The 8515-nt window shown below is 33.8% G+C and carries 7 protein-coding genes; 6 read left to right on the plus strand and 1 reads right to left on the minus strand.

Annotation, left to right across the window (positions count from 1 at the left end; genetic code table 11):
* Positions 1-300: 300 nt before the first annotated feature.
* Entirely contained in the window at positions 301-2232 is a 1932-nt protein-coding gene (locus ACZ76X_RS28730) for a glycosyltransferase (RefSeq protein WP_479852437.1), read from the plus strand.
* Between the two features lie 66 nt (positions 2233-2298).
* Positions 2299-3072, plus strand: a complete 774-nt coding sequence (locus ACZ76X_RS28735) for a class I SAM-dependent methyltransferase (protein WP_479852438.1) — start codon at positions 2299-2301, stop codon at positions 3070-3072.
* Between the two features lie 143 nt (positions 3073-3215).
* Here the strand turns inward: ACZ76X_RS28735 and ACZ76X_RS28740 are convergent, their stop codons facing one another.
* On the minus strand, positions 3216-4160 hold the full coding sequence (locus tag ACZ76X_RS28740; RefSeq protein WP_479852439.1) for an NAD-dependent epimerase/dehydratase family protein: 945 nt from the start codon (positions 4158-4160) through the stop codon (positions 3216-3218).
* A gap of 263 nt (positions 4161-4423) precedes the next feature.
* On the opposite strand from ACZ76X_RS28740, the gene ACZ76X_RS28745 reads away from it, so the two are divergent.
* From ACZ76X_RS28745 to ACZ76X_RS28760, 4 genes are all read left to right on the plus strand, one after another.
* Positions 4424-5218 carry a sulfotransferase family 2 domain-containing protein gene (locus ACZ76X_RS28745; RefSeq protein WP_479852440.1) on the plus strand — a complete coding sequence of 265 codons (795 nt, stop codon included), beginning with the start codon at positions 4424-4426 and terminating at the stop codon, positions 5216-5218.
* 303 nt (positions 5219-5521) lie between these two features.
* Complete coding sequence (locus ACZ76X_RS28750; RefSeq protein ID WP_479852441.1) at positions 5522-6244, plus strand: class I SAM-dependent methyltransferase; 723 nt, start codon at positions 5522-5524, stop codon at positions 6242-6244.
* A gap of 26 nt (positions 6245-6270) precedes the next feature.
* Positions 6271-7143, plus strand: a complete 873-nt coding sequence (locus tag ACZ76X_RS28755; RefSeq protein ID WP_479852442.1) for a class I SAM-dependent methyltransferase — start codon at positions 6271-6273, stop codon at positions 7141-7143.
* 227 nt (positions 7144-7370) lie between these two features.
* Complete coding sequence (locus ACZ76X_RS28760) at positions 7371-8447, plus strand: glycosyltransferase WbsX family protein (protein WP_479852443.1); 1077 nt, start codon at positions 7371-7373, stop codon at positions 8445-8447.
* Positions 8448-8515 lie beyond the last annotated feature (68 nt).

An 8515-nucleotide genomic window follows, 5' to 3' on the forward strand; every position in this document is an offset into this window, starting at 1 on the left:
CACCCTAATCGTCAATACCTTTTATCCTTTTTATTTTATAAATCATAAACGGTATTCTCCGTCTCTAGTGATTCATAAACTGGTACAGTCACTTTCACAATCGACACTTTATACTTTCTTACCACTTATACCTTTCTAAAGAATGAATATCAAGCCAAACAAATATATATTAAAAGTAGCATTTTTTATTGCGAGTACATCCCAGCTACATTCACAATTATCTTCTACTACTTCTCTCTAGGAATTATAAGTACGCCATACATTTACTAAAAACCTAATTAACCTAGGAGGCGTTATGAAATGCATGTTAATAAGAAAATCATTTATGTATCCCATGATGCCCATTTCCACGGAGCACAGCTGCTTTCTTTACATACTATTAAAGCTCTTAAAGAAAACTTTAACTACTCTGTCGCAATTATTTCTATTGGAACGGGCATTTTAATCCAAGATTTTCAAAAGTATGGTCCTGTTTATTGCCTAGAGGAAAACTACCCAACGGAAGAAAAGGTCGAATTATTAATAAAGAAGTTATTGTTACAAGACTATACCCTCGCCATATGTAGTACCGTCATAAGCGGTGATATAGTTGCATTACTAGCTAAACACAATATAAAAGTTATTTCATTGATACATGAATTACCGCATTTAATACAACAATACTCTGCCGAAGGAAAAGCTAGAAACATTGCCAAATTTGCGTGCAAAATTGTTTTCCCTTCACAGTACGTGTATGAAAAATTCCGTACCATCACCCAATTAGATCATCAAAAATGCCACATTCTTCCTCAAGGCTTGTTTAACCACAATCCTTATAAGAACAATATCGCAAAAGCTAGAAGTGAATTACGAAAAAAACACAATCTGCCTCTAGATAGCAAAATCATTTTAGGAGTAGGTTTCGCTGATCATCGAAAAGGAATAGATTTATTCTCACTTATTGCTTACTCAGTAAGAAAGGTTCATACGAATATTCATTTTATCTGGGTTGGGAAAACAGATGTTCATTTTTTAAATACACTATCCCCTAGGTATACAGCACATTTCACATTAGTGGACCCAACTCCAGATATCGGTTTATATAACGCCGGGGCTGATTTATATTTATTAACTTCAAGAGAAGACCCTTTTCCCAACGTTGTTTTAGAAGCATTAGATACAAAAGTCCCTGTTATAGGGTTTAAAAACGCTGGAGGTTTTGAAGATGTTGTTACGGAACAAACCGGCGCATTAGTAGACTATTTAAACTTACCGATGATGCTGAAAAGAATATATGAATTTATTGGAGATGAAGAGTTACGGTTACAAAAAGGGAGCTTTGGCCAAGAACTTATCGAAAAAGATTTCAACTTCCTTCATTACATTTATCAATTGTTAAACCTGCTTGATCATAATTACAAAAAAATAAGCGTAATCATACCGAACTATAATTACGAAAAATACTTACCTGACCGAGTTAAATCCATATTAAACCAAACCTACCCCCTTTACGAACTAATTTTCCTAGACGATGCTTCTACTGACAATAGTGTATCTATATTTGAAAAGCTACTCTCAAACGAAAATAAACCCCACCTAAAAGTTCAACAAATTATTAATGATACAAACTCTGGTTCTGTATTTAAACAATGGATAAAAGGCATCTCTGCAGCAACTGGTGATTACATTTGGATTGCAGAGGCTGATGACTTATGTGATCAGACATTTTTAGAAGAAGTAATACAAGGGTTTCATATAAATAATGATGTTTCCTTAGGCTACACACAATCGAAACAAATAGATGATCAAGGAAACATCCTAGCCGATCATTATCTAGATTACACAAATGATATCGATAAAGAAAAATGGCAGCGTCCTTATTTCCGAAAAGGGATAGATGAAATACAAGATACGTTACTTATCAAAAACACGATACCTAATGTCTCAAGTGTAGTTTTTAAAAACAAAAACATGAAAACAACAGCAAAACAATTAGAAAAGTTTAAAGTAGCTGGTGATTGGTTTTTCTATGTTTCTATCCTTAAAGAAGGGGACATTTATTTCAATCCAAAGCCGCTAAACTATCATAGACGACATACAAATAGTGTAACGAGAACAGAAGATTCATATTCCCACTACAGTGAAGTTGTACAAATGCAGAATTTCATTAAAGAAACCTTTACTATCGACGACATTTCAAAAAAGAAAATGTACGCATATAGAAAGTATCTTAAAGCATATTTGAAGGTTTAATTATATATTTTCTTTACCATCAGTATCTCTTGTAAGACATTACTATTATTTAAGGAGGGTTACTCTTTGAAAGAATTTATAGAGGCAAATAAAGATTTGATTTCTCAAATGGCACAGAACTACAATGTAAATGCAAGTATCCATCCGGAGGATCATATCTTTCAATTCCTGGTCACGAATCCAGTCTTTCCTTCTAAAAAAGAATCAATAGATTATTATTTTAAAGATGGAAGAAAATCAGCAGAAACACTCTTAGATTTAATCACTTCCTTTTATCCTCCTGTAGACACTCCAATTCAATTATTAGAATTCGCATCCGGATATGGCTGCGTAACACGTCATTTATTAAACTTACAAACGAACTTACATATAACTACCTGTGATATACATGAAGAGGCTATTAGTTTTATTGAACGCACATTAAATACTTCATCTATATTATCTCACCCTGAGCCTGAACAAGTAAAATTATCGTCTACGTATGATATCGTTTTTGGTCTATCCTTTTTTTCTCATATGCCTGATACAACTTGGTTTCGTTGGCTTCAAACATTGTATAATGCTGTTTCCCCTGGCGGATTATTCATTTTCACAACTCATGGATATCAAAGTAAAAAGTACTTCGGCTTTCCAGATTTAAATAAACAGGGTTATTGGTTTCTCCCCTCTAGTGAACAACTGGATTTAGATGTGCATCAATACGGACAAACGATCGTTAGTCCCTCTTACGTATGTGACAAAATTAAATTATTACCTTATAATCCTATCATAAAAAAATACACTGAAGGTTTTTGGTGGGAACATCAAGACCTTTGGGTAATACAAAAAGAAATAAAGTGAAACTTTAATCAGTGGGGGTTTTCTTCCTCCCCCACCTAAATTCTTTGCTTTCGCTGAATTTTGAGGTGGGGGTCTTACTGCCCATTAAAACGGGATAAAATAATAAACCACGCTCTACTTATACAGAAGTAGGGCATGGCTTATTATTTTTTACTATATAAGAACTCTTCAATCCATAGCTTATTTAATCTAATTCCACTTTTGAAATCTACTTTCGGTTCCCAATTACATTCTCGTCTTACTCTATCTATATTTAAAATGATTTTTTGAACGTTTTCTTGCTTTTGTTTATAGCAAATAAAATCCACTTTTCTTTCCGTCAATTTCTCCAGTTCTACTATAATTCGCTTTAAAGAAAGACCCTTGCCGCTCCCTATGTTATACACACAAGATTTCAAACGATTTAATTGTGATAACTGTATAGTGATTTCAACTAAATCATCAATATAAATATAATCTCTAATAATCTCTTGTGGATTCCCATATATATTAATCTTTTCATTACTGAGATGTTGATACAAAAAACAATTTATTGCCCCAACTTTCTTTAACGGATTTTGATATTTTCCATATGGATTAGAATATCTACATACAACATAATCAATTTCATATTTTTTCTTATAAAAGTACAAATAATTTTCAAGTGACACTTTTGTTATTCCATAAGGAGAAAGTGGCTTTAATGGATGTTCCTCATCAATAGGTAAATATTCAGGTTCACCATAAACTGTTCCTCCAGAAGATGCTAATACAATTTTTTTAATAGGAAAATTTTTAACGCTTTCCATGAAGTTAAGAAAAAAAAAGCTACTGTTTATATCTCCGAAAACATCTTCAATTGAAGTTGCTACATTAGACGTTGCAGCTAAGTAAATAATAATATCTACATCCACTAAAGCTTTATATATATCTTCAACATTCGCTAAATCACCTTTAATAAACTCAACCTCACGTATAATATTTTGAGGGAAATTATTTATATGTCTGGAAAATACTTTTACATTTTGACCTTGTTTCAATAAACCTAATGCGAGGTTAATACCAATGAAACTATTTCCACCTACTATTAAATAATTATTCTTCCCCATAATATCCTCTCTAGTAATAAAATTTTTGCTTATCACACCTAGAAATACAAATAAATGAACTTGGACACTTTTATTATTTCTTTTCTTATAATTGTATGCCTCTTATACATTTTCATTATCTTTATTTTATATTTCCCTTGTAGAATCGCTATCTTATTTAAGGTGAAAGTAAAATACACTCATAATATTTACTCATTCCCATGAATATATTGGATTAATAAAAAATCCTCTTCCTATTCCCTTAAAAAAGGAGTGTTCAACTCATGAAAAATATAAATCAAAAGTTTTTAGAATACATAATTCTACATAAAGATCGAATTCCGCATTTCCATAAGGATTTTCCCCTTATATTATTTTGGAGTCATAGAAGCGGATGTACCGCATTAGCTAATTGGTTCTTCTTTCAAATTGGATTATTTCCTGAAGCAAAGAAATACAATGATTTTATTCATTACTATGAATTCTGGGTATATAAAAATAACCCCAATTATATACAAGCGTTACATAGGGGCCTTCTAGAAGCCAAAAAACATGTTTGTAAACTCGTACGAAATCCCTATACGAGGGCCGTTAGCTCATTTTTATTACTTGCTGACAATCCTTATGCTAGCCCTCAATGGGATAGTATCCGAAAGTGTTTTTATAATGACAAGCATAGTAAGCAAGGAATATCATTCAAACAATTTTTATATTATGTTCAAGCACTTGGTTCCAATTCCCAAGTAATAGATATGCACTTTAGTCAACAATACGTCCAAGGTGAAGAAGCCTTTATCCAACGCTATATACCTTTAGAAGATTTTAATAAGCAAATTCCCAAAATAGAAAACGAATACGGTTTAATTAAATCTGACTTAACAAAACTTACAAGTTCAGGTCATCACCGCGCTCACAAGATGATTTATACAGGAAGCTATGCAGAACTTAGCATTACAGATGAAGCCTTTCCCCGATTTCCAACATACGCAAGCTTTTATGACAAAGAAACAATGGATCTAGTTACAGAAATATATGCAAAGGACTTTGAAATGTATCCATACACGAAAGGGATATTTTAAACCCCTACGTTTTTCAATGAATAAAAGCAAATGTATCGCATAGCATAAAGTGAAACTTTAATTAGCATTGGGTTCTCCCCGCTAATTATTCCCTTCTACCAATCTTACTTTTATGGTTTCCCTAATTTCTATCCACTCTCTTTAGTTTCACATGTGTCTGATACTATCCATAAAGTGAGGGCATTTACGGACAGTTCATCTCCCACCTAACTTTTTTGCTCCAGCCGGAATTTGAGATGAGAGCATTACTGCCATGTAAATAATGGGAGAAATACATTGCATTTTACACAGGAGGGATGTCATGTGGAAGGTAATTTGAAGCAAAATAATGGATACTGCGTTATTTGTGAGAAGGAAGCTACATTTATAGAGCATAATGATTGGCTTAGAGATCACTACTTATGTTCTACATGCCACTCTATACCGAGGCAACGAGCTTTAGTTCATGTCTTAAATACATTTTTTCCAAAATGGAGTTCCTATCATATCCACGAGTCCTCGCCAGGAGGGATTACAACTCAACTACTAATAAAAAACTGTAAAAGCTATACATATTCTCAATACTTTAAAAACTATCCTCTCGGTCAATACTTTCAAGGAATTAGATGTGAGAATTTAGAAAACATGACTTTTCAAAATGAATCTTTTGATTTATTCATTACACAAGATGTCTTTGAACACGTAATGGAGCCAGAGAAAGCCTTTAAAGAAATAGAACGTGTATTAAAGCCTGGTGGCGCTCATGTGTTTACTGTCCCTTGGTATCATACACTCCCAAAGACTTTACAAAGAGCAAGAAACAATAAAGACGGAATTGAGTATATGGAAGAGCCAATTTATCATGGAAATCCTATTGATGAGAAGGGGGCTTTAGTAACATTTGATTGGGGCCAAGATATGATTGAATATATTTATACACATGCAAATATGTATACAATTGTTTATTTACAAAAGGATAGATCACTAGGGTTAGATGCTGAATTTCTACATGTTTTTATTAGTAAAAAACACGAACATAATTTTTAGGCACTATATAATTTGGAGGTTAACAAATGAATAACTTTAAGTTAGGAAATGATTTTGATAACCTTGTTAGTCCTCTTTCTGATGTTGAACTTCTAAATCTATTCATACAAAGTTGCTCACAAACAAAGATAAACGGCACCCCAGTACCTATGTTCCCCCCTGAAGAAATTCAACAACAGTTTGTAGGAGCTTCCTATGAACACGCTCTTTATGAAGCATATTTGTTTTATAGCCATGTAAAAACATATGCCCAAAATTTAGGCGTTCCCTTGAATAAAGAACGTAAAATTTTAGACTTTGGTTGCGGATGGGGAAGAATTATACGCTTTTTTTTCAAAGATGTTCGCGATAAAAATTTACTTGGTATTGATGTAGATCCCGCAATGATTAACATTTGCAATGAAACGTTAGGAAGAGGAATATATAAAACAGCCAATCCACAACCTCCTGTAGAATTTATTAGTGACAATTCATTAGACATCATATTCGCTTATTCTGTATTCTCACATTTATCCGAAGAAACTGCAGAACAGTGGATAAAGGAATTTTCAAGAATTCTTCGTCCGGGTGGCATCTTCATAGCCACAACACAAGCACGCTATTTTCTCGATTACTGTCAACAATTCAAGGAACACCCTGAATTCATTCAAACGGGTTGGCATAAAACTTTATCACAAGCTTTTCCAGATATAAATCTGGCCATCTCGGATTATGAAAGCGGTAATTTTGTCCACAGTCCTACAGGAGCGGGAGACGTTAGAAATAGTAGCTTCTACGGAGAAACCGTTATACCTAGAACTTATATTAAAAATCACTATGAGAAGTATTTAAAGCTACGGGACTTTTTTGATGATGCAAACCGATTACCCCAAGCCCTATTTGTTCTCCAAAAAGATTAACCCTTTTCGTACATGGTAATGCGCATAATTTTATAATGAAAATCACTTTTCATCTCAGCCATATATTAAATCATCCAAAATTCCTCTATTGAGCAAACTGTACAAAAGAATTCATTATGAGGCATAAACAGAGTAAGTAAATAACAGATCTCATGTTTAACTAGATTCGAAAAATCAAAAATAACTTCCCACCACTTGAACGACGAAGCACATAAGGGGGATATATCTTGAAAATAATTGCTTTTTACTTACCACAGTTTCATCAAATAAAAGAAAATGACCGATGGTGGGGAAAAGGTTTTACTGAATGGACAAATACTAAAAGTGCACGACCTTTATTTTCAGGACATTATCAACCTAGAGAACCTTATCAAGATTTTTATTACGACTTAACCACCCCATCCGTAAGAAAGTGGCAAGCAACAATTGCCAAAGCACACGGTATATATGGTTTTTGTTATTACCATTACTGGTTTAAAGGAAAGAGGCTATTGGAGAGACCATTTAATGAGGTACTTCAGATGAAGGAACCAGACTTTCCATTTTGTCTGTCTTGGGCAAATGAACCATGGACAAAAACTTGGGATGGTCTTGATAGTCACATATTAATGCCTCAAGATTACGGAGAATTATCAGATTGGAAAGAACACTTTGAGTATTTATTACAAGCTTTCCAAGATGAGAGGTATATCCGTATAGATGATAAACCACTATTCATTATTTATCGTCCTGGGCACATCCCTGATTGTGCGCAAATGCTTAATTACTGGAATACACTCGCACAAGAAAATGGTTTGAAAGGTATATACTTTGTAGAAACATTAAACAGCTTTCCACTTCCTAATATAAACGGATTCGATGCTAGCATTCAATTCGAGCCTTTTTATACCATTGCTCACGATAGCTCTTCCGACATAAATAAGATAATATATGAATCTGGTAAACAAATAAACGCTTGGGATTATGATAAAGTGTGGATGTATATACTAAAACGCTCTCCCCCAAAGAAAAAAACATTTCCCGGTGCCTTTGTTGACTGGGACAACACAGCACGCCGTAAAGACTTAAATAGCAGCATTTTTGTAGGCTCTACTCCTGAGAAGTTCACAATATATTTAAGCAAGCAAATTCACCGTACGTTCTCCCTTTATGATAGCGAGTTTTTATTTATTAACGCGTGGAATGAGTGGGCAGAAGGTACTTACTTAGAACCAGATAAGAGGCATGGCTTTGCCTATTTAGAAGGAGTTAAACAAGCAATTAACAGGGGTATGAAAGCATACAAAAAAGACGAGTCATTCTGACTCGTCTTACAGTTGCTTGGCAACGTCCTACTCTCACAGGGACAAGGTCCCAACTACCATCGGCGCTA

This window comes from Bacillus sp. BC05(2025) (assembly GCF_056725905.1).